Origin of the sequence: Romboutsia hominis, from assembly GCF_900002575.1 — a bacterium.
GTDB classification, from domain to species: Bacteria; Bacillota; Clostridia; order Peptostreptococcales; family Peptostreptococcaceae; genus Romboutsia_C; species Romboutsia_C hominis.
The window spans coordinates 2,471,149-2,491,300 of sequence record NZ_LN650648.1; the positions used below are offsets into that span (position 1 = coordinate 2,471,149).

23 protein-coding genes are annotated in these 20,152 nt (G+C 29.8%); 4 read left to right on the top strand and 19 right to left on the bottom strand.

Going from position 1 to position 20,152, the window contains the following annotated elements; all coding sequences use genetic code 11:
• Positions 1-10: 10 nt before the first annotated feature.
• The 16 genes from FRIFI_RS12020 to FRIFI_RS12095 form a co-directional block, all read right to left on the bottom strand.
• Positions 11-2,221 (bottom strand): RelA/SpoT family protein, encoded by a 2,211-nt coding sequence (locus tag FRIFI_RS12020; RefSeq protein ID WP_166505985.1) that lies wholly within the window; start codon positions 2,219-2,221, stop codon positions 11-13.
• Positions 2,222-2,413: 192 nt separating this feature from the next.
• Positions 2,414-2,926, bottom strand: a complete 513-nt coding sequence (locus tag FRIFI_RS12025) for an adenine phosphoribosyltransferase (protein ID WP_092923782.1) — start codon at positions 2,924-2,926, stop codon at positions 2,414-2,416.
• A 14-nt stretch (positions 2,927-2,940) separates the two neighbouring features.
• A complete protein-coding gene (gene recJ / locus FRIFI_RS12030) occupies positions 2,941-5,448 on the bottom strand; it encodes a single-stranded-DNA-specific exonuclease RecJ (protein ID WP_166505986.1) in 2,508 nt (835 codons plus the stop codon).
• 13 nt (positions 5,449-5,461) lie between these two features.
• A complete protein-coding gene (locus FRIFI_RS12035; protein WP_092923776.1) occupies positions 5,462-7,126 on the bottom strand; it encodes an ABC1 kinase family protein in 1,665 nt (554 codons plus the stop codon).
• A 74-nt stretch (positions 7,127-7,200) separates the two neighbouring features.
• Positions 7,201-7,701 (bottom strand): gamma carbonic anhydrase family protein, encoded by a 501-nt coding sequence (locus FRIFI_RS12040; protein WP_092923773.1) that lies wholly within the window; start codon positions 7,699-7,701, stop codon positions 7,201-7,203.
• A 1-nt stretch (position 7,702) separates the two neighbouring features.
• The gene (gene scfB, locus FRIFI_RS12045; RefSeq protein ID WP_166505987.1) at positions 7,703-9,076 is read right to left on the bottom strand and encodes a thioether cross-link-forming SCIFF peptide maturase; all 1,374 of its coding nucleotides are present in this window, start codon (positions 9,074-9,076) and stop codon (positions 7,703-7,705) included.
• Positions 9,077-9,320: 244 nt separating this feature from the next.
• Positions 9,321-9,464 (bottom strand): six-cysteine ranthipeptide SCIFF, encoded by a 144-nt coding sequence (gene scfA, locus FRIFI_RS12050; RefSeq protein ID WP_092923767.1) that lies wholly within the window; start codon positions 9,462-9,464, stop codon positions 9,321-9,323.
• Between the two features lie 64 nt (positions 9,465-9,528).
• The gene (locus tag FRIFI_RS12055) at positions 9,529-9,891 is read right to left on the bottom strand and encodes a TIGR04086 family membrane protein (RefSeq protein ID WP_092923764.1); all 363 of its coding nucleotides are present in this window, start codon (positions 9,889-9,891) and stop codon (positions 9,529-9,531) included.
• Positions 9,892-9,957: 66 nt separating this feature from the next.
• Positions 9,958-10,236, bottom strand: a complete 279-nt coding sequence (yajC, locus tag FRIFI_RS12060; RefSeq protein WP_092923761.1) for a preprotein translocase subunit YajC — start codon at positions 10,234-10,236, stop codon at positions 9,958-9,960.
• A gap of 183 nt (positions 10,237-10,419) precedes the next feature.
• Positions 10,420-11,541 carry a tRNA guanosine(34) transglycosylase Tgt gene (gene tgt / locus FRIFI_RS12065; protein WP_092923758.1) on the bottom strand — a complete coding sequence of 374 codons (1,122 nt, stop codon included), beginning with the start codon at positions 11,539-11,541 and terminating at the stop codon, positions 10,420-10,422.
• Positions 11,542-11,569: 28 nt separating this feature from the next.
• A complete protein-coding gene (locus FRIFI_RS12070; RefSeq protein WP_092923755.1) occupies positions 11,570-12,067 on the bottom strand; it encodes a phosphate-starvation-inducible PsiE family protein in 498 nt (165 codons plus the stop codon).
• A gap of 10 nt (positions 12,068-12,077) precedes the next feature.
• Positions 12,078-13,103: a tRNA preQ1(34) S-adenosylmethionine ribosyltransferase-isomerase QueA gene (queA, locus tag FRIFI_RS12075; RefSeq protein ID WP_166505988.1), complete on the bottom strand. Its 1,026-nt coding sequence runs from the start codon at positions 13,101-13,103 to the stop codon at positions 12,078-12,080.
• A 192-nt stretch (positions 13,104-13,295) separates the two neighbouring features.
• Positions 13,296-14,312, bottom strand: a complete 1,017-nt coding sequence (gene ruvB / locus FRIFI_RS12080; RefSeq protein ID WP_092923749.1) for a Holliday junction branch migration DNA helicase RuvB — start codon at positions 14,310-14,312, stop codon at positions 13,296-13,298.
• Positions 14,313-14,472: 160 nt separating this feature from the next.
• Positions 14,473-15,075, bottom strand: a complete 603-nt coding sequence (ruvA, locus tag FRIFI_RS12085) for a Holliday junction branch migration protein RuvA (protein ID WP_092923746.1) — start codon at positions 15,073-15,075, stop codon at positions 14,473-14,475.
• Positions 15,068-15,577 carry a crossover junction endodeoxyribonuclease RuvC gene (gene ruvC / locus FRIFI_RS12090; protein WP_092923743.1) on the bottom strand — a complete coding sequence of 170 codons (510 nt, stop codon included), beginning with the start codon at positions 15,575-15,577 and terminating at the stop codon, positions 15,068-15,070. The genes ruvA and ruvC overlap by 8 nt, the downstream gene beginning before the upstream one ends.
• A gap of 124 nt (positions 15,578-15,701) precedes the next feature.
• Positions 15,702-16,301: a hypothetical protein gene (locus FRIFI_RS12095; RefSeq protein ID WP_092923740.1), complete on the bottom strand. Its 600-nt coding sequence runs from the start codon at positions 16,299-16,301 to the stop codon at positions 15,702-15,704.
• 161 nt (positions 16,302-16,462) lie between these two features.
• Between FRIFI_RS12095 and FRIFI_RS12100 the strand changes: the two genes are divergently transcribed.
• Both FRIFI_RS12100 and FRIFI_RS12105 read left to right on the top strand, forming a co-directional pair.
• Positions 16,463-16,783 carry a hypothetical protein gene (locus tag FRIFI_RS12100; protein WP_092923737.1) on the top strand — a complete coding sequence of 107 codons (321 nt, stop codon included), beginning with the start codon at positions 16,463-16,465 and terminating at the stop codon, positions 16,781-16,783.
• A 92-nt stretch (positions 16,784-16,875) separates the two neighbouring features.
• On the top strand, positions 16,876-17,190 hold the full coding sequence (locus tag FRIFI_RS12105) for a DUF1540 domain-containing protein (protein ID WP_092923734.1): 315 nt from the start codon (positions 16,876-16,878) through the stop codon (positions 17,188-17,190).
• Positions 17,191-17,243: 53 nt separating this feature from the next.
• Here the strand turns inward: FRIFI_RS12105 and FRIFI_RS12110 are convergent, their stop codons facing one another.
• From FRIFI_RS12110 to FRIFI_RS12120, 3 genes are all read right to left on the bottom strand, one after another.
• Positions 17,244-17,966, bottom strand: a complete 723-nt coding sequence (locus FRIFI_RS12110; RefSeq protein ID WP_092923731.1) for a YebC/PmpR family DNA-binding transcriptional regulator — start codon at positions 17,964-17,966, stop codon at positions 17,244-17,246.
• Positions 17,967-18,097: 131 nt separating this feature from the next.
• A complete protein-coding gene (nadE, locus tag FRIFI_RS12115) occupies positions 18,098-18,853 on the bottom strand; it encodes an NAD(+) synthase (protein WP_166505989.1) in 756 nt (251 codons plus the stop codon).
• Positions 18,854-18,992: 139 nt separating this feature from the next.
• Positions 18,993-19,181 (bottom strand): ferredoxin, encoded by a 189-nt coding sequence (locus FRIFI_RS12120; protein ID WP_166505990.1) that lies wholly within the window; start codon positions 19,179-19,181, stop codon positions 18,993-18,995.
• A 198-nt stretch (positions 19,182-19,379) separates the two neighbouring features.
• On the opposite strand from FRIFI_RS12120, the gene FRIFI_RS12125 reads away from it, so the two are divergent.
• Both FRIFI_RS12125 and FRIFI_RS12130 read left to right on the top strand, forming a co-directional pair.
• Complete coding sequence (locus FRIFI_RS12125) at positions 19,380-19,748, top strand: sulfite exporter TauE/SafE family protein (RefSeq protein WP_092923722.1); 369 nt, start codon at positions 19,380-19,382, stop codon at positions 19,746-19,748.
• A 1-nt stretch (position 19,749) separates the two neighbouring features.
• A complete protein-coding gene (locus FRIFI_RS12130) occupies positions 19,750-20,142 on the top strand; it encodes a sulfite exporter TauE/SafE family protein (RefSeq protein WP_166505991.1) in 393 nt (130 codons plus the stop codon).
• Positions 20,143-20,152: the final 10 nt, after the last annotated feature.

The window sequence follows — 20,152 nt, forward strand, 5'->3', positions numbered from 1 at the left end:
GTCCTTCCTCCTAGTTTATTACTCTATATACATCTTCTATTCCTGGTATAGATTTTATCTTTTTCATTAATAAATTTAGCTCATCTATATTATCAACTTCAATAAGTAGATTAACATTTATAATACCTTCTTTTCCTTTTCTGGCATTTATACCATTAAATCCTACTTTTTCAACTGCTACAGCATGAGTTATATCATTAATTATACCTTTTCTATCTACACCTTTTATTTGAATTTCTGCTTCAAATCTACTACTTTCCGAGTTACACCATTCAACTTCTAATAATCTATTTTTAAAGAAGTCTCCATTTACATTTGCATTAGGACAGTCTTTTCTATGAACAGCTACACCTCTACCTTTTGTAACATATCCTACTATTTCATCACCTGGAAGTGGATTACAACATTTTGCAAATCTAACTAATATATTATCAAGTCCTTTTACTGTTACTCCTTGAGATGTATTCTTTCTCTTTTTCTTATATTCAGAATCTGTTAAATTATGATTCTTTAAGTCCTCTACAGCATTTACTTCTTGTTCTTTTTTAGTTTTTTTGACTTCTTTTTCGTATAATTCTCTTACCTTTGGAACAACTTGTGATGCCATTATTCCACCATAACCAATAGTAGCTATTAAATCCTCTACAGTTTGTTGATTGAATTTTTTAGCCACTTGACCTAGGTACTTTTCTATACAAGCTTCTTTTGCTGGTATATTATATTTTTTAAATTCTTTTTCAAGTATTAAATTTCCACGTTCAATATTTTCTTCTCTTCTTTCCTTTTTAAACCACTGTCTTATTCTACTTTTAGCATTTGGTGTTTTTACTATATTAATCCAGTCTCTACTTGGTCCATTTGAATTTGAAGAAGTTAATATTTCTACTATATTTCCGTTTTGTAATTTATAATCAATAGGAACTATTCTTCCGTCTATCTTAGCTCCAACGCATTTATTACCTACATTAGTATGCACTCTATAAGCAAAATCTATTGGAGTTGCACCTGCCGGAAGTTCTATAACGTCCCCCCTTGGAGTGAATACATAAACTTGACTACTAAATACATCATCTTTAAGAGCATCTAAAAACTCTTGAGGATCTTTTAAGTCTTTTTCCCACTCCATCATTTGTCTTAACCATTGAAGTTTCTCTTCAACATTTTGTCTTGTATCTTGAGTTTTACCTTCTTTATATTTCCAGTGAGCTGCAATCCCGTATTCAGCTATTTGATGCATTTCTTTTGTTCTTATTTGTATCTCTACAGGTTCTCCATCTGGTCCTATAACAGTGGTATGAAGACTTTGATACATATTAGGTTTTGGCATTGCTATATAATCTTTAAATCTTCCTGGAATTGGCTTCCATAATGTATGTACCATTCCAAGTACTGCATAACAATCTTTAACATTATCTACTATTATTCTGACTGCTGTTAAATCGTAAATTTCTTCAAATCCCTTGTCTTTATTTTTCATCTTACTGTATATACTATAAAAATGCTTAGGTCTTCCATATACATTGTATGGTATATTTACAGATTTTAATTTTTCATCTAGTATACTTAAAACTTTTTTTATATACTCTTCCCTTTGGCTTCTTTTTTTAGCTACTTTTTCAACTAATTCATAGTATCCATCTGGATCTATATATCTAAGTGCTAAATCTTCTAATTCCCATTTTATCTTAGAAATACCTAATCTATTTGCTATTCCCCCATAGATTTCAAGTGTTTCTTTTGCTTTTGATTTTGCTTTTTCTGGAGGCATAAATTTTAAAGTTCTCATGTTATGAAGTCTATCTGCTAATTTTATAAGTATAACTCTTATATCCTTAGCCATAGCCATAAACATTTTTCTTAGATTTTCTGCCTGTGTTTCTTCTTTTGATTGATACTTAATTTGTCCAAGTTTAGTTACTCCGTCCACTAAATTGGCAATTTCTTGAGAAAACTCTTTTTCTATATCTTCATAAGTATAGTCCGTATCTTCAACAACGTCATGTAATATTCCTGCTGCTATAGTTTCTATATCAAGTTCCATGTCTGCTAGTATATTGGCAACTGCTAGAGGATGAATGAAATAAGGTTCACCAGACTTTCTAAACTGACCTTCATGTGCTTTTTTACCAAGATAATAAGCTTTTTTTACTAAATCTATATCAGCATTTGGAGCATAACCTTTTATTTTTTCTATTAATTCTTGTAATTCCTTATCATGCATAATACCACCTATTTTACATATGTAATTTTATAAAGCCTCATTCATTTACTCAAAGAAACAAAACCCTATATTAATTTAATACCTTTTTAATCCTATTGTGTAAACATTTTAATTCTTTATACTAAAATAGTTGGTATAATACCAACTATTTTAGTAATGCCTTTAAGCACCTTTGTAAAATAATCTAATTTATTAATATTTTATTAGAGAATTTACATCGTATTTAGATAGCTTTTCTCTTCCATTTAAGGACTCTAATTCTATTAAGAATTGCATAGATACAACTTCTCCACCTAATTTTTCTATTAGAGCCGCTGCAGCTTCCATAGTTCCTCCAGTAGCTAGTAAGTCATCAACTATTGCTACTCTTTGTCCTGGCTTTATAGCATCTTTATGTATTTGTAAAGTGTCACTACCATATTCTAATCCGTACTGATAGCTTTCTGTTTCATATGGTAATTTTCCTGGTTTTCTAACTGGGACAAACCCAACTCCCATTCCATAAGCAACTGGAGTTCCTGTTAAGAATCCTCTCGCTTCAGGTCCTACTACTATGTCTATGTTTTTATCTTTTAAATTTTTTATAAATTCGTCTATAGCATATTTAAAAGCTTCTCCGTCTTGCATTAATGTAGTTATATCCTTAAAACTTACTCCTTCTTTTGGGAAGTCTTTGATTTCTCTTATCTTTTGTTTTAAATCCATTACAATTGCTCCTCCTAATAACTTTCTCTGTATTTCTCGTTAAGAGTTTTTAAGTTTTTAAGTATTTTACTTTCATCTAAGTTTAATTTTTTGTCTGGTTTTGGTAATAACTTTATATGTATAGATTTTGTATTTAGTAAGTTATCATATACAAACTCAAAATCTAATAGTAACAATTCTTTAAACACTTTTAATATTGTAAATACTTTTAAAGGTATCATGTTAAATACCTTCTTTATATCCTTAAAATCAACATTTATTTCTTTATTTGAAAGCATAAATTTATATACGTATATAAATTCTTCTCTTTCTGGAATTAAATTATTTACAATATTGTTTAGATATAGTAAATCCGTTTGACTATAATATTTGATAATTATAGCCTCATTATTCGCTTTTTCGTATAAATGAGAATAGTCCCCCATATTATACAAATAATCATAAAGAATAATATTATTATATCTTTTTATATTAATTTTTTCAATATTTGGAGAGAATATAAGCTGAAGTTTAACACTATTTGACATAATTTCGTTGTAGTTTATGTCAAATCCATCTATTATACCTTCATCTACTAATGACATATCTGATATAGCTCTATAAAACCCATTTATAGTATTTGCTATAACTAATGTATCTTTAGTTATGTAATCAAATATATTAATATCTTTATTTCCACTTATCATTTCTTCTATATTATCAAATCCAAATTTTTCATATAATGAATTTTTATCAACTTCTTTTATATCGTATAAGCAATTTTCACTAGGTATAGTCTTTGAAAATAGTTCAATAATATCTTCATTTGTACTACTATTTTTAGGATAAGACATTCTTATATCTTTTAATAAAAGCTGAATACTTCTTCTTCCCATAAAATTATTTTCATCTAATTGAAAAAGTACATCTACCTTATCTCCTGGCATATATCTTTCTTTAAGGTATGCCATATTAAATCCTATACATTCATAAGACTTTTCTTTTTCTATAGTAAACTTTATATGTTGTTTATTTTTACCCATAGTTATTATACTTTTAAGTATTGCATCTCTTACTATGAATCTAGGGTTAGGGTTATTTAATCCATATGGCTCTAGCTTATGAAGTTCTTCTACTAATTCTAAACTTATAGATTCTTCTTTTAATTCAAGTTCTGCTTTTACATTTTCGATTAAGTCTTCTTCAGTAAGTTCATAATCTGCAAACTTATTAACTTCATTAGAAAGCTTGTCTATGTTTTCTTTATCTAAAGATAAACCTGCTGCTTGTTCATGCCCACCAAACTTATTTAATAAATCTTTACATCTTACAAGTGCATCAAATATACTAAACCCTTTTATAGATCTAGCTGAACCTTTAGCTTCACCATCTTCTATAGTTAATAGTATTGTTGGCTTGTAATATTTTTCTGTAAGCTTTGATGCAACTATACCAATAACTCCATGTTGCCACCCTTCATTAGCTATAACTAAAACTTTATCAGTCTTGTACTTTTCATTAGCCTCTATTATAGCCTCTGCTTCTTGATACATTTTTCCTTCTATTAACTGTCTTTCGTTATTTTTCTCTTCTAATAACATAGCTATTTCTTTAGCTTTTTCTGTATCTTTTGTAGTAAATAATTCAACACCTAACATTGAGTATCCAAGTCTACCTGATGCATTTATTCTAGGTCCTATAGAAAATCCTATATGAGATGAACCTATTTTTTCTGTTTCAACTCCACAAACCTTTATAAGCTCCCTTAAGCCTATATTATTGCCCTTAGACATAAGAGTTAAACCATTTTTTACTATTATTCTATTTTCGTCTACTAGCGGTACTATATCACATATAGTAGCTAGGGTTGTTATTTCTAAATATTTATATAAACTATTTTTAAATTCTTCTTTAGGAGTAAGTGCTTGTATTAATTTAAAGGCAACACCGCATCCACAAAGCATATCAAAAGGATAATTACAATCTTCTTGTTTTGGATTTATAACAGCTAGAGCATTAGGTATTTCACTTTGACACTCATGATGGTCTGTTATTATAACATCTATACCTAATTCATTTGCTATTTTTACTTCCTCTACAGATGTAATACCACAGTCTACACTTATCATTAGGTTACATCCTTGATTATGTATGTGTCTTATAGCTTCTTCATTTATGCCATATCCTTCTTCTAATCTATTTGGTATGTAATAATTAACTGGATAGTTAATAGAGTCAAAATATAAACATAATATTGAGGTAGAAGATACTCCATCTACATCATAATCTCCATATATCCATATGCTCTCTTTATTGTCTATAGCTTTTTTTATTCTATCTACGGCTTTATCCATGTCCTTCATTAAAAATGGGTCTCTTAAATATTCTAATGATGGATTCATAAATATTTCTGCATCTTTTTCGTTATTTATTTCCCTATTTTTTAAAATTTGACTAATTTCCGGGGAAATTTTTAATTTTTTACTTAATTCGCTTTCACATACATCTCCCGTATGTTTAAGTGTCCATTTTTTATTGAACATAACTTATCCCCCTCTATTTCTTTTTATATTGAATTCTTATAATTTTGACTACTATTAATATACCTATTATAAATGATATAAAGAAACCGCTTAATGCAGTAAACCTTATCCATATATTATTAGTTATATTAGGTGATGAAATTATAAGTGAGGAACCGACTATTATAGCAGCTAATACTAAACTTAAAGACACTTGTGTAGTTAGATCCCTCATTATTTCCTCTAGTGAAGCAAACTTTATGTCTTCTAATTGAATTTTTATATTGTTTTTTTCTATATTTCTAAGTATACCTCTCATTTGCTTAGGTATAGTTTTCATATCTGATATTATCTCTTCTGTCATATGTTTTGACTTTAAGAAAGCATTTTGAGGATTAAATTTATTTATATAATAATGCTTCATAAATTCTTTACCTATAGATGACACGGAGAAGTTTGGATTTAAATCTCTTCCAGTTCCTTCTAGGGTTATTACTGCTTTTGCAAGTGTAGAAAGCTGTGATGGTATTGATACTTTATATCTTCTAAAGAATCTAAATACTTCATTCATAATATCCGATATATTTATTTTTTCTATTGGAACATCATAATAATAATGAATTAAATATAATAAATCTTGTCTTAGCCCAATTATATCCACTTCATTATTTATAACATCCATCTCTGTTAATATATATATTACCCTATCTACATTCTTCTCTACCAGAGCTACTGCAATTTCATTTAAAGCATTTAGTGTATTTCTATCTACTATTCCTACCATCCCAAAATCAATGTAAGATATAGTGTTTTGACTAACCACAAAAATATTGCCTGGGTGTGGGTCAGCATGAAAAAAGCCATACTCAAATACTTGCTTAAATAAAGACTTAATCCCTATATCACTTATTATCTTTGTGTCCCAATTAAGTTCCTTTATTTTCTCTGCATCATTTAGTTTTATACCTATAATTTTTTCCATTACTAATACTTTTTTTGTAGTAAATTCTCCATAGATTTTAGGTATATAAACTTCTCTACTATTTTCAAACATTTTCCTAAACTTCATAGCATTTATAGCTTCAAAGTTGTAATCTAGCTCTCTCATTAATTGAGTTTGAAACTCTTCAATTATCTGTATAACGTCTATAGAGCTATGTTTATTTGAATCTTTAAATGCTAAAACCATTCCCTTTAGTATTTCTAAATCTGATTTTATCCTACTTTCAATATTAGGTCTTTGTATCTTTATTATTACATCTTCTCCATTTTGAAGCTTGGCTTCATATACTTGTCCAATAGATGCCGCCCCTATTGGATTAGGATTAAATTCATTAAATACTTTTTCTATATCTAGACCTATTTCTTCTTTAAATATCTCTTTAGCAATATCCGTATCAAAAGGTTCTACACTATCTCTAAGCAAAGATAATTCATCTATTATATCTTGGTCTAACAAATCTTTTCTAGTACTTAAGATTTGTCCTAACTTAACATAAGTAGGTCCTAACTCTTCAAAAGCTCGTCTTATCTTTTCCCCCGTAGACATTTGTTTTATTTCTTCAGATGGATTGGTTATAGGTATTTTATATGCTACACCTTCAATATTTAATTTTTCTACTATATAAGAAAACCCATATTTAATTAATATGCGTATAATTTCTTTGTATCTTTTTATATTTCTGTAACTTATTCTCACTCTTATCAGCTCCATCTTTTATTGACTTAAGTAAACAATAAAAGGGCAATATTAAAATTGCCCTTTTAGTTTTCTTATTTATGATTATTTGCAGTTTCTACATATTTTAATGCTGATTTTTTAAGATTTTCTTTTTCTTCATGTGTTAGTTCTCTTATTACTTTTGCAGGTGAACCCATAGCAAGTACTCCTGATGGTATTTCTTTACCTGGAGGTACTAAGCTTCCAGCAGCAAGTAGTGTACTTTCTCCGACTTTAGCACCATCTAACACTATTGCCCCCATACCTATTAATGTATTATCTCCTATTTTACATCCATGTATAAGAGCTTTGTGTCCTATAGTTACATTGTTTCCTATTATAGTCGGTGCATCATGACAAATATGAACTACACATCCATCTTGAATATTTGTATTTTCTCCTATAGTTATGCTACTTTCATCTGCTCTTATAACTACGTTATACCATATGTTAGCATTTTTTCCTATAGTTACATTACCTATTATATCTGCACTATCTGCTACAAACACATTTTCATGAATATTAGGTTCTATTCCTTTGTACCCTTTTATCATCTTATTCTCCTTCTAACATTAATTTTGCTTGTATCATTATTGAACATTCTGTACGTTTCTTTTGCATTTCGCATCCTAATTCATATGGCTTCATTATGTCATTGTTAAAGTTTATTGCATTTGCATGACATCCACCTGAACAGTAGAATTTATTCCAACATTTTTTACAATCTTCTTTGCTGTATACGTGAGCATCTCTAAAGCTCTTTACAACTTCTTTAGGGAATACTATTTCTTCTTCCATTATGTTAGATAGTTTGTAGTCTTCATTTCCAACGAATTGGTGACATGGATACATATCTCCATTTGGAGTTATAGCAAGATATTCATTTCCTGCTCCACATCCTGTTACTCTCTTTATTACACATGGACCTTGATTTAGGTCTATTATAAAGTGGAAGAATTTAAAATCTTTACCTGATTTTAACATATCAGCATATTTTACTGCTAAGTTTTCATATTCTTCAAATACTCTTGGTAAATCTTCCTCTTTAAGAGCATATGGATTTTCATCTGCATCTACAACAGGCTCTATAGATGTAAGAGCAAATCCTTCGTTAGCAAAATGCATAACGTCTTTAGAGAAGTCTAAGTTTTCTCTTGTGAAAGTACCCCTTATGTAGTAGTACTTATCTTTATCTCTACCTTCTACAAGTTTTTTAAACTTTGGTAATATTATGTCATGACTTCCTTTATCATTTAAAGTTGGTCTCATATTATCATTTACTTCTTTTCTACCATCTAAACTTAAAACTGCATTGTGCATATTCTTGTTTATATATTCTATCTTTTCATCATCTAGTAATATACCGTTAGTAGTTATAGTGAATCTTATATTTTTATTGTGTTCTTTTTCTACACTTCTTCCGTACTCAACTAATTGCTTAACTACATCAAAGTTCATTAATGGCTCTCCACCAAAGAAATCTATCTCTAAGTTTCTTCTGTTTCCAGAGTTAGCTATAAGGTAATCTATTGCTTTTTTACCAACTTCAAAACTCATCATTTCCTTAGCTCCACCAAAGTCACCTTGTGCTGCAAAGCAGTATTTACATTTTAAGTTACAATCATGTGCAACATGTAAGCATAATGCCTTAACAACTTTCTTTCTATCAACAAATGCTGGGTGTAATTCATAGCTATCTTCTGTATATAAAAGACCTTCTGATTCTAAAGTAGCTATTTCTTCATATGCTTCTTCTAATTGCTCTTTAGTGAATTCTTCACCTAGAATCTTAAATAATTCTTCCTTTGTATTTTCTTTGTAATGATCTAATAATCTATACGCTACATCATCAACAACATGAACAGCTCCACCATTTACATCTAAAACTATATTATATCCGTTCATTGAAAACTTATGTATCATACTCATTTTGCGTCCTCCCAAGTTTTATTATTTATTCATCTATATCAACAATTTTCCTCATTGTATTTAAACTCTATCCTTCATTATATAACTTAAATAAAATATAGGCAATACTTCAAAAAATTAGCTTAATTTATATCTAAAATAATATTTATGTATATAATCTATGCTAAATCACACTCATTAATTAAAATTAAAATAAGACGTCATAAGTTATGACGCCTTACTTTTTATGTTTATCCTAAACTTATTATCTTTCGCACTCTTGGTTTGCTACTGTACAAGAAGTTTTGCAAGCAGATTGACAAGAAGTTTGACATTCTCCACATCCACCTTTAGCAGCACTTTGCTTTAATGTAGCTTGAGATAAAGTTTTAACATGTTTCTTTTCCATTTTAAGTACCTCCTAGTTAAATTTCCCTATTGATTATATCACAAAATGTATTTATGTAAAACTTCTATTTGAAGTTTACACCCAAAACCCCTCCAATACCACCAGATAAGGATACTAAAAGTGCCTTATAAAGCATACCCATATCAAACATAAATTGATCTTTAGCTAAACAAACTAACAATATAAGAAACACTATATAAACTAAACCTACCAATAATCCATATATAAGACCCTTTTCTTTTATATGTTTAGTAGCATAAAAGCCCCCAAACGCTGAAGATGCTGTAGTTATAACTGAAGATGCCATAGCTATACTGCTTCCTGACATATCTGTAAATGTAAGTATTAAATTATATATAAGTAAAGTAGCTAATGTTAATATGTACGCATATCCAAGACCTTTTAAGATATGATTTGTTTTTTCCATAAAAAATACCTCCCCTCAGTAATATATATATATTCTAGGAAAGGTATTTAAATTACTATTATTTAATTATTTCTCATCTTGTGGCTGAACAGTTCCTATAGCCCATTTTTCAAATGGAACTTTACTTCTGTTTGGTCCAAGTTCTAATACTACATGATCTTCTTCAACCTTTGCAACATGAGCTATTATACCACCTATAGTAGTTACCTTATCTCCTGTTTTTAGGTTTTCTCTCATTTCTTTTAATTGCTTTTCTTTTTTCTTTTGAGGTCTTATTAATAGGAAGTAGAATACAGCAAATACTGCTACCCACATAACTACAGCCATTATCATTTGTTGTGGCATTACCTTCACTCCTTTTTATTATACTAAATTCTATAATACTATAAATATTATAGATTACCCTCCTTGGATAATCTATTTATTTTTAATTAGTATTTATATAAACTATACCCCTAAAATATAGGAAGAGTTTACCTTTTCATTAATAATTATATATTAAAAATACTTTATTTCATAGTACAATTTCTATAATTTGTATCCGTATTGCTTAAAGAACTCTTCTTTAAAGTCTAATAATCTATCTTCCATTATAGCTTGTCTTACTTGCTTCATTAAGTTTAATAGGAAGTGTAAGTTGTGAGTCGTTATTAGTCTTGCTGCTAATATTTCATTAGCCTTAACAAGATGTCTTATATATGCTCTAGTATAATTCTTACAGCAGTAACAATCACAATTTGGATCTAATGGAGTAAAGTCTTTTGCATATTTTGCGTTTCTAACTACTATTTTACCAACACTAGTCATAGCTGTACCGTTTCTAGCTATACGAGTAGGTAAAACACAGTCAAACATATCTATTCCTCTTATAACACCTTCTAATAAGTCGTCAGGACTTCCAACACCCATTAGATATCTTGGCTTATCTTCTGGCATTAGAGGTACTGTATAATCTAATACTTCATACATTAATTCTTTAGGCTCTCCAACACTTAGACCACCTACTGCATATCCTGGTAAATCTAATTCTAATATTTCTTTAGCAGATTGCTCTCTTAAATCTTTGTACATCCCACCTTGAATTATACCAAATAATGCTTGTTTTTCAGTGTTTTTATGAGCTTCTTTACATCTTTTTAACCATCTTGTAGTTCTTTCTAAAGAGTTTTTAACATACTCTCTATCCGCTGGATATGGAGCACATTCATCAAAGGCCATCATTATATCTGAACCTAGAGCATTTTGTATTTCCATAGCTTTTTCAGGACTTATAAAGTGTTTAGATCCATCTATATGAGATCTAAAATGTACACCTTCTTCTGTTATCTTTCTAAGTGGCCCTAAACTAAATACTTGGAATCCTCCACTATCTGTAAGTATTGGCTTATCCCAGTTCATAAACTTATGAAGCCCACCAGCTTCCTTAACTAACTCATGTCCTGGTCTCATATATAAGTGATATGTGTTACTTAATATTATTTGAGATCCTATTTCTTTTAACTCTTCTGGAGTCATTGATTTTACTGTTGCTTGAGTTCCAACAGGCATAAATATAGGTGTTTCTATAACCCCATGTGGAGTGTGAAGTCTTCCTAATCTAGCTCCACTTTGCTTACATGTTTTTATAAGCTCATATCTTATTGCACTCATAATTTTGTCTCCTTACTATCTATTCATTTTATACGTTGTGTTGCTTCATTCTTTCTCTACAAGCTTCGCATTCTTCACATTCTTGACCTTCTTCACAGTCTTCATAGTGAATACTGGTTATATTCATAGTACTGTTATCCTTAGCTATTAAGTATTTTCTAATAATAAACAATCCTGCTATTGCTATAACACCTAATAATACTTCTGTCATACCTTCACTCTTTGGAAGTAATAGCATTTTTCTAGCTATTGCATATAGTAATACCTCTAAAAGAGCACCTGGAATATGAAGTGATAACATTACTACAAGCTCTACCCCTATAACTAAAAGTAAAATCTGTCCTAATATATCATTTAGTTGACCATAATCAACCGGTGTATGAAAATCTACTATATAGGCTGTCCATATTACTCTTAAAACGTCTATAGTTCCTAAAAATACAGCAAGTAGAACCACCATTGCTAAAATTGATTCAAAAACATAGGCTATTCTTAAAGATAAATTATTTTTATCTATATTTTTCATCAAATTCCCCCTATTTTATAATCATGGCATCTCCGAAACTAAAGAATCTATATTTTTCTTCAACTGCAACATTATATGCATTTAATGTTTTGTCTTTTCCACATAAAGCACTTACTAACATTATTAAAGTTGACTCTGGTAAGTGGAAGTTAGTTATAAGTCTATCTACTACCTTAAACTTATATCCTGGGTATATAAATATATTAGTCCATCCACTAGACTCTTGTACAACTCCATCTTCACTACTTGCAGACTCTACAGTTCTACAGCTAGTAGTTCCAACACATATAACTTTCTTTCCATTAGCTTTTGCTTTATTTATTTTGTCAGCTGCCTCTTTATCTACCATATAAAACTCAGAGTGCATCTCATGATTTAATACATCTTCTACTTTTACTGGTCTAAAAGTTCCAAGGCCAACATGAAGAGTAACAAATGCTATATCTACACCTTTTGCTTTTATCTCACTAAGTAGCTCTTGTGTAAAGTGTAACCCTGCTGTTGGTGCTGCCGCTGAACCATTGTGTTTTGAATATACAGTTTGATATCTTTCTCTCTCTTCTAATCTTTCTGTTATATATGGAGGAAGTGGCATATTTCCTAGTTCATCTAAAACTTCTTCAAATATTCCTTCATAATAAAACTTTATTATTCTAGAACCCTCTTCAGCAAGTCCCACTACTTCTCCTATTAGCTTTCCATTTCCAAAAGAGAATTTAGCTCCTACCTTAGCTCTTTTACCTGGCTTAACTAGAGCTTGCCAAGTATCCTCTTCTGTTCTTTTAAGTAAAAGAAATTCTATTTTTCCTCCAGTATCAAGTTTTTCTCCTATCAATCTAGCTGGTATAACTCTAGTATTGTTAAGAACTAAGCAATCTCCTGGATTTAAATAATTTATTACATCTTTAAATATCTTATGCTCAATTTCTCCGCTTTCTCTATCTAAGACCATAAGCTTTGAGCTTGATCTATCCTTTATAGGTACTTGCGCTATTAATTCTTCTGGTAGGTCAAAGTAAAAATCACTTGTCTTCAATTTAAACGTCCTTTCCATAAAATTTATATAATTATCATAATAACAAAAATATCATATTTTTTCTATATTCATATTCCTAGCCATTATTATAACTCTATAAATTAATGATTTTTTATTTCGTCTTTATTTTACTTTTCTATTTTACCCTAGATTTCTTTTTAAAACAAAGCCTAGTTTTTATTTTTAATAGCTTTATTTAGTAGGGTAAGGAATTTTTAGGTGCTCATAGGCAAGTGGCATTGCCACCCTTCCCCTTGGCCCTCTATTTAAAAATCCTAATTGTAATAAATAAGGTTCATATACATCTTCTATAGTATTTCTATCTTCTCCTATTGATGCAGCTAATGTATCTAGCCCTACAGGTCCACCCTTAAACTTTTCAATTATTGTCATAAGTAACTTTTCGTCTACATAGTCAAGACCTAAACTATCTACGCCTAAAAGTTCTAGTGCCTTATCTGCAACTTCGTTAGTTATATCTCCATCTGCTCTTACTTGTGCATAGTCTCTTACTCTTTTTAAAAGTCTATTTGCTATTCTTGGTGTTCCTCTAGAACGTCTTGCTATTTCTATTGCACCACCTTCCTCTATAGTAGCTCCTAATATTTCAGCTGATCTTATGACTATTTTTGCTAATTCATCAACAGTGTAATAATCTAGTTTTGATATAACTCCAAATCTATCTCTTAGTGGATTTGTAAGCATACCAGCTCTAGTTGTAGCTCCTATTAGTGTAAATTTTGGAAGGTCTAGTCTTATACTTCTAGCTGATGGACCTTTTCCAATTATTATATCCAAACAAAAATCTTCCATTGCAGGATATAATACTTCTTCTACACTTCTATTTATACGATGTATTTCATCTATGAATAATACGTCATTTTCATTTAAGTTAGTTAGTATTGCAGCTAAATCCCCTGCTCTTTCTATTGCAGGACCTGATGTTATTCTTAGATTAACACCCATTTCATTAGCTATTATACTTGATAAAGTTGTCTTACCTAATCCTGGAGGTCCATATAATAGTACATGGTCTAATTGTTCATTTCTAGACTTTGCAGCCTCTATAAATATTTTTAACTGTTCTTTAGCTTTTTCTTGACCTAAATAATCATCTAGAGATTTTGGTCTTAAGCTATTTTCTATATCTACATCTTCATTTTTCATGGTAGATGTAATTATTCTGTTTTCATCTTCAAAATCGTACATAATCCTACCCCCTTACATTTTATTGTCTGTAAACAATTTATTTAAGTTAAATTCCTTCAATCAACTTAATTTTTAGTATTTAATATAAAGCCTTGTAAATATACAATATTAAATATCTTCATTGATTCAATTTTCAACTAATATATCATATTTTATAAATTTATCTTAATGCCTTACTCATTAGATATGTTAGTGATTTCTTTATTATGTCTTCTGTATTAAGTCCGTCTTTTTTACATTTATCTACTGCTTCCTTTGCCTCAGCACTTGAGTACCCAAGAGCAAGTAATGCATCTACTGCTTCGTCTTTTGATATAGCAACTGGAGCTTGCGTAAGTAGAGTTGGCTCAAATTCTATATTATTTTTATCTACTTTATCTTTTAACTCAAGTATTATTCTTTCAGCTGTCTTTTTACCTACACCTGGTGCTTTAGACATTTTTGCTATATCTTCACTTAATATATAGGCTCCTAATTGTCCTGGTGTTGCAAAAGATAATATACCAAGTCCAACTTTAGGACCTATTTTTGATACAGATGTTAATAATTCAAACATATGCATTTCTTCTTTTGTTGAAAATCCACAAAGACTCATATCATCTTCTCTTACTATAAGTTTTGTATATATCTTTGCCATACTTCCTATTTCTAAATCTTTTATAGTGTTTGATGATGCATTTATTTTATATCCTATATTATTATTATCTATTACTATATGGTCTAAATATATTTCTTCTATTGTTCCTTTTATATAACTATACATACTTACCCCCTATATTTTTTAATGTTTTTTCCAATCTATTGGCATGAGCATGACATATTGCAACTGCTAAAGCATCTGCTACGTCATCTGGCTTTGGTACTGCTTTTAGGTTTAAAAATGAAGTTACCATTTGCTGAACCTGTGCCTTTTGTGCCCTTCCATATCCTACTACACCTTGTTTAACCTGAAGAGGTGTGTATTCATATACAGGCTTATTATTGTGTGCACAAGCAAGCATGGTTACTCCTCTAGCTTGTGCTACACTTATAGCCGTCTTAACATTTTTATTAAAGAACAATTCCTCTATTCCAACTTCATCTACATTGTATTTTTTTATTATTAAATCAATTCCTTTATAAACAAGTTCTAATCTTTTTAATGTATCCATTCCTGCAGGAGTTGTAACTGCTCCATAATCTATTACTCTAAATTTCGAATTTTTATACTCTATTATTCCAAACCCAACTATTGCTATTCCTGGGTCTATGCCTAGTATTATCAAATAAAACTTCCTCCCATTAATCTTTGTAACTCAAATAAAACTTATGTTCTTATACATTATAGCATAAGTTTTATTTACGTTACAAAAATAACCACAACATATACACTACGTTGTGGTTATTTCATTAACTTCCGAAGTTTTCAAGTCTTGAGTAAGCTTCTTCCTGTGAATCTACGACCACTCCCTTTTGAATTTCTTCTTGTACTGATTTTGGAAGTGAATTTATATGTATTTGAGTATCCTCTACTAATTCTCGATTTCCATCATCATCATATTTATAAAGTCCTATAAGATCATCATCTGCTTCTAAAGCATACTTATTGCTTCTAGATGCATCTTTATGTGTTTGAATTTCTGATAAAACTATCTCATATTTACTTATTTTTTCTACTTCTCTTTCTGGATATTTATTTTTTAAATATTCCCTTATTTCTTTCTCATTCATTTCTACTAATGATTTATCTACTGTTCCTACCATCATAGGAGTCTTATCTGATTCGCTACCATCTTCATTTTTCGTATGAACCCATATTTCACAATCCTTACTCAAACCAAATACTTCTTTAACCTTTTGTTCTTTTTTTATTTCTTCTTTAGCATTCACTTTTTGAGCATCTGCACCATTAGTTTTTACTCCTATATAAATACCACCTGTTAAAGCAACCACTCCTGCTATTATCATAACTGGTATTTTCCAATTAAATGGGTCTCTTCTTTCAAACATTAAAATACCTCCTTCTACATAATTTATTGTTATAGATATAAAATCTTTTATATTTAGGTAATTTTTAGTAATTATTTATATTTGAATTTTTGTCCCATTAATTGTTTTTTATACATATTATATATATCATTATTAAATTTATTTATAAGGGGGGTATTTATGTGAGTTCATACGTTAAAGAAATTTCCGATAGACTTGATTTTATAGAATTTAAGCAAAACATTTTACTTTTAAAACAACCACAACATAAGGCATCTATATTTTATGACCTTACCTTAGATGATTTTTTAAAGATAAAAAGCTTAACTGCTAAAGTTTCTGATATCATGACACGTGGAGAAAAATATACTATATATGATTTTGAAAAAGAATTATTTGTTATATGGCCACCTATAAAAAGCTATCCATCATCATCAACATTGGTTGCAAAAGCGCTTATGGATACTCAATATTTTGATCAATTATTTATGCACGATAACTAATATATTTATTTTTATTGTTAAATAATGATATATTTTCCTTATTCTTGGAAATACTCCTAATAGATTTATTAATTTATTAGGAGGTTAATTTTATGTCTAGTGTAAACTGTAATGTAATAAATTGTTCACATAATGATAGCGGAATGTGTTATGCAAATAAAATTGCTGTTAATGGCAAAAAATCTCATACAAGCACTCATACTTGTTGTAGTTCCTTTGTAGAGTCTAGTGATAACTTATCTAGTTCTAATAATGATCATCCATGTTCATTTATAGGATGTAATGTTAAAACATGTACTCATAATGCAGGTGTCATATGTGCACTTAATAATATAGCTGTTACTTCTAAAACGCCTAGACCAAATGAGTTATCTGAAACATATTGTTCTAGTTTTAAATGCAAATAAATACATAAAAAACCTAGACCAAATATTTTGGCCTAGGCTCTTATCTTTATAGATTATTCTTCGATTTCCCAGTTATGAGCTATAGATTGAACATCATCATCTTCTTCTAACATATCAACTAATTTTTCCATGAACTTTAATTGTTCTTCATCAGTTAATACTGTTGTAGTTTGAGGTATTAATTTTACCTCAGCAGATATAAATTCATATCCCTTAGCTTGTAACTCATCTCTTACAGCTGTAAAGTCTTCTGGAGCTGTTATTACTTCAAATCCATCTTCTTCTGTTATGAAGTCTTCTGCACCAGCTTCTAGAGCAGCATCCATTAATTCTTCTTCTGAAACTTCATCAGTGGCTTCTATTAACATTTGTCCTTTTTTATCGAACATAAATGATACACATCCGCTAGTTCCTAAGTTTCCACCGTTTTTATCAAAATAATATCTTACGTTACCAGCAGTTCTGTTTTTGTTGTCTGTTAAAGCTTCAACTATAACAGCAACTCCACCTGGTCCGTATCCTTCATAAACTATAGTCTCATAGTTCTCGTTAGCTCCACCGCCTGCTCCTTTAGCTATAGCTCTATCTATGTTGTCGTTTGGCATATTATCAGCTTTAGCTTTTTCTATAGCAGTTTTTAAAGTAGCATTGTATTCTGGATCTCCTCCACCTTCTTTAGCTGCAACAGCTATTGCTCTAGCATGCTTAGTGAATATCTTTGCTCTTTTGGCATCTTGCTTACCTTTTCTATTTATTATGTTTCCTATACGTCCCATACTTTCACTCCTTACTACGTATGATTAATTTTATATTATTTAGAAATATATATATATTTCTAATCATTTAATAAATTCTCATAAATTTATTATTACTCGTAAATTTTAGCATATATATTTAAATTAGTAAATTAGAACTTAGGAGGACCTGCTGGCGTGTGTCTTTTATGCTCACTCACTCTGTGAAGTCTGTCGATTATTTCCTTATCTTTTTGTGGAACTTCATCTAACCTTCCTTCCACTACTGCATCTATCATATCATAAGTCGTACCCATTTCATTTTCATCAGTTTGTCCTTCCCAAAGACCTGCTGATGGTGCCTTATTTATTACATCTTTATGTACGCCTAATACTTTTGCCCACTCGTATACTTCTTTTTTAGTAAGGTTTGATAACGGCACTAAATCTACTCCTCCATCTCCATATTTTGTGAAGTAACCTGTATGTATTTCCGCCGCATTATCTGTTCCTACTACTAAGTATCCTAAATTGTTTGCCACTGTATATACAGTACTCATTCTAACTCTCGCTCTTAAATTTGCATCTGTCATTTTTAAATAATCTTCTTTATATAAATTCTTTTCTTTAAGAGAATTTATTACTGTACTTAATATTAAATCTTGCGGCTGTGTTAAATCTAAGTCAAGAAATTCTATACCACATCCATTTATAACTTTAAGGGCATCTTCTCTATCATTTGGATTGCTTTTTATGCTCATTATTACACCCATAGAATTTTCAGGAAATGCTTTTTTTATAAGGTAAGCTACTACAGCTGAATCTATCCCACCAGATACTCCAACAATTAAGCCTTTACTATTAGCTTCCTTAACTTTTTCCCTTAACCACTCTACAGTTTTGTCTATCTTTAACTTTATATCTTTCATATTTATCTCCTATCCACACTTTACATATTTTGTATATTTTCATTATATCATATGTTTATAAATAAAAAAAATCCATCTATTTAGAACTAATTAATTACTTAAATAGCTATCTAAAAATAGATGGATTTTTTATTTTAAATTAGTCTACGCTTATTGCATCAACTGGACAGCTTTCTTCAGCTTCTTTAGATGCATCTTGTTCACCTTCTGGAACTTCGCCACTTATTGCTACTGCTTTTCCATCATCGTCCATTGAAAATACTTCTGGACATATACTTGGACATAGGCCACATGATATACATGTATCTTTGTCTACTACTGCTTTCATAATTGAACTCTCCTACATAAATATATTTTCAGATGATTTTCTGAATTTCTCCTTCTAATTGAAGGTATTTGAACTCGCTTAATCATAGTATAACCATATATATAAATTAAAATTCAAAATTATTTTTTCTTAATTATTATATATTACATAAATATAATTTAGCATTTCTGTAAAAGCTATCTTTAAAAGGTGATTATAATGAAAAATAAACATTTTGATTTTAATATTAAAAATACATTAATAGGTCTTATAACAGGGTTTATAAATGGGGTATTTGGATCTGGAGGAGGTACTTTATTAGTTCCTATATTAAACAACATATTAAAGGTTGAAGAACACAAGTCCCATGCTACTGCATTGGCGATAATAGTTTTTCTTACAAGTGCAAGTTCTGTTGTATATATTTCTAATGGTACCTATGATCTTGAGCTTACATTTAAAGTGGCTGTAGGAAGTGTTATCGGTGGAATATTAGGAGCCAAGCTTTTGTGTAAAGTAACCGGGCGTTTTTTACGGATTTCATTTGGGCTTATTATGATTATTGCATCTTTAAGGATGGTGTTTTAGATTGCTGTATTTAATAGGATTTTTAGGTGGGATAATAGGTGGAATGGGTATGGGCGGCGGAACTATTTTAATACCAGCCCTAATCTTATTCCTAAATATTGATCCAAAGATAGCTCAAAGCATAAACTTACTTTCTTCAATTCCAATGACAATATTTGCATTAATGGTTCATATAAAAAATAAAAACACTATTTTAAAACTTATAATTCCAATTGCAACCTTCGGTGTTATTGGTGCTGTTATTGGTTCTCTAGTAGCTAACCACCTTTCATCAGAACTACTTAGAAAAATATTTGGAGTATTCCTTTTATCCATAGGATGTTTAGAGATTTACAAAGGTATAAAATGCCCTCCTAAATCTTGTAAATGTAGTTTTAAGAAAATAAAAAAATGAGTTCTAATAA

Excerpts from the sequence above, each read along its gene's own strand:
- FRIFI_RS12070 (WP_092923755.1), bottom strand. The coding sequence starts at position 12,067 with ATGAAAAATATAGATAAAAATAATTTATCTTTAAGAATAGCCTATGTT.
- yajC (WP_092923761.1), bottom strand. The coding sequence starts at position 10,236 with ATGCCACAACAAATGATAATGGCTGTAGTTATGTGGGTAGCAGTATTT.
- FRIFI_RS12110 (WP_092923731.1), bottom strand. The coding sequence starts at position 17,966 with ATGGGACGTATAGGAAACATAATAAATAGAAAAGGTAAGCAAGATGCC.
- recJ (WP_166505986.1), bottom strand. The coding sequence starts at position 5,448 with ATGTTCAATAAAAAATGGACACTTAAACATACGGGAGATGTATGTGAA.
- ruvA (WP_092923746.1), bottom strand. The coding sequence starts at position 15,075 with ATGTATAGTTATATAAAAGGAACAATAGAAGAAATATATTTAGACCAT.
- FRIFI_RS12025 (WP_092923782.1), bottom strand. The coding sequence starts at position 2,926 with ATGGATTTAAAACAAAAGATAAGAGAAATCAAAGACTTCCCAAAAGAA.
- scfA (WP_092923767.1), bottom strand. The coding sequence starts at position 9,464 with ATGGAAAAGAAACATGTTAAAACTTTATCTCAAGCTACATTAAAGCAA.
- FRIFI_RS12020 (WP_166505985.1), bottom strand. The coding sequence starts at position 2,221 with ATGCATGATAAGGAATTACAAGAATTAATAGAAAAAATAAAAGGTTAT.
- ruvB (WP_092923749.1), bottom strand. The coding sequence starts at position 14,312 with ATGTACGATTTTGAAGATGAAAACAGAATAATTACATCTACCATGAAA.
- FRIFI_RS12040 (WP_092923773.1), bottom strand. The coding sequence starts at position 7,701 with ATGATAAAAGGGTACAAAGGAATAGAACCTAATATTCATGAAAATGTG.
- FRIFI_RS12105 (WP_092923734.1), top strand. The coding sequence starts at position 16,876 with ATGTCTAGTGTAAACTGTAATGTAATAAATTGTTCACATAATGATAGC.
- tgt (WP_092923758.1), bottom strand. The coding sequence starts at position 11,541 with ATGAGTGCAATAAGATATGAGCTTATAAAAACATGTAAGCAAAGTGGA.
- FRIFI_RS12120 (WP_166505990.1), bottom strand. The coding sequence starts at position 19,181 with ATGAAAGCAGTAGTAGACAAAGATACATGTATATCATGTGGCCTATGT.
- scfB (WP_166505987.1), bottom strand. The coding sequence starts at position 9,076 with ATGAGTATGATACATAAGTTTTCAATGAACGGATATAATATAGTTTTA.
- nadE (WP_166505989.1), bottom strand. The coding sequence starts at position 18,853 with ATGAAAGATATAAAGTTAAAGATAGACAAAACTGTAGAGTGGTTAAGG.
- FRIFI_RS12125 (WP_092923722.1), top strand. The coding sequence starts at position 19,380 with ATGAAAAATAAACATTTTGATTTTAATATTAAAAATACATTAATAGGT.
- FRIFI_RS12095 (WP_092923740.1), bottom strand. The coding sequence starts at position 16,301 with ATGTTTGAAAGAAGAGACCCATTTAATTGGAAAATACCAGTTATGATA.
- FRIFI_RS12055 (WP_092923764.1), bottom strand. The coding sequence starts at position 9,891 with ATGGAAAAAACAAATCATATCTTAAAAGGTCTTGGATATGCGTACATA.